This is a genomic window from Methylobacterium variabile (genome assembly GCF_001043975.1).
GTDB classification, from domain to species: domain Bacteria; phylum Pseudomonadota; class Alphaproteobacteria; order Rhizobiales; family Beijerinckiaceae; genus Methylobacterium; species Methylobacterium variabile.
This window is the reverse complement of record NZ_LABY01000383.1, coordinates 1-1,261: the sequence shown is the minus strand read 5'-3', so window position 1 is coordinate 1,261 and position 1,261 is coordinate 1. Positions and strand designations below refer to the sequence as shown.

Here is a 1,261-nt window from a genome sequence, read left to right as displayed (position 1 = left end):
CGAAAACTTTTCCTTGGCCATATCCATCACCTGCGGCAAGCCCGCCCACGACGTCCAGCCGGGCGGAAGGCGCGGCCCGCTTAGAGGGTTAGCGCCGGTTGATCAAGTCCGGCGTCGTGCTCACGGGCCCCCGGCGCCGGCGACGCGCCGGCGGCCGTAAGCGCGGGCATAGGCTTCCGCCGTCTCGCGCTCGTGGTCGGAGAGTAGCTGCTCGACGGCGCCAACGAGGTCCGGCGCCTCGGTGAAGCCCGCCGCGACGAGCGCCACGGCCTTGGCCCGGGCGGCCTCGCGCTTGGCCTGGAGGCAGATGTGCTGGGCCCGCACGGCGAAGTGCGCCGGCGACTCGTGGCGAATCCGCGCGGCCGCCGATTCCCGCGCGAGGCAGCCCTTGAGCCGCGCCACCGCCGCCGCTTCCCGCGCCGGCCGGGTCACCTCGACGGCGAGGGCCGGGACGGCCTGGATCGGCCCGGCCAGGGCGACGAGCAGGAGCGGCATCACGGCGCGCATGGCGAGGTCCCGGGGTGTTTGTTCCTGATATGTTCCATACCACCACTGATTCCCTGCTGCCAAGGTTAACGGGGCGGGATGGTGGGGACAACGCCGGGAGGCGCCCTCGCCGCGTCGGGAGCGGCGAGGGCCGGGGCTCAGGCGGCTTCCGGCGCGCTCCGGCTCGCCAGGAACGCGGCGTGCTCCTCGGTCAGCGCGCCCGACAGGGCGCGGGCGATGAGGGCACGGGTCTCCTCGACCCCATAGAGGGCGACGAAGGAGCCGAAGCGGGGGCCACGGGCCTCGCCGAGGAGGATGCCGTAAAGCGTCGTGAACCAGGTCTGCGACACGCCGGGCCGCCCGTCCGGGCTCTTCGACTTGCCCGACAGGTCGGGGAAGTGGCGCCGCCCGACCTCGTAGACCGCGGCCTGCAGCGCCTCCGGGTCGGTGGAGCCGGCTTGCATCGCGAGCGTGTCGGAGAGGTCGCGCAGGGCCGCCGCCGCCTCCCCGCTCGGGGCGCGGTAGGTCTTGGCCGGGCGCACGAAGTCGCGGAAGTAGCGTACCGCGTGATGCACCAGCCGGTCGAGGCGGGGATGCGTCCCGGGCGACGCCTCCGGCGCGTAGCGGCGGATGAAGCCCCACAGCACCGCCGGATCCTCGGTGTTCGCCACCGCCACGAGGTTCAGGAGCATCGCGATTTTAAACATTTCCCGCCGCCACCAGGACAGGGACAAAAATCGTATTGCCGCTTTTTCTTTTAAAAAAAAAAAAAAAA

The 1,261-nt window shown here is 71.1% G+C and carries 1 protein-coding gene and 1 pseudogene; both read right to left on the bottom strand.

All coding sequences use genetic code 11. The features are described from left to right. Positions 1 to 120: 120 nt before the first annotated feature. The gene (locus VQ02_RS33215) at positions 121 to 507 is read right to left on the bottom strand and encodes a hypothetical protein (protein WP_048448544.1); all 387 of its coding nucleotides are present in this window, start codon (positions 505 to 507) and stop codon (positions 121 to 123) included. A gap of 137 nt (positions 508 to 644) precedes the next feature. Further along, positions 645 to 1,181 (bottom strand): annotated as a pseudogene (gene lysK / locus VQ02_RS33210) (lysine--tRNA ligase); the annotation flags it as partial. Positions 1,182 to 1,261: the final 80 nt, after the last annotated feature.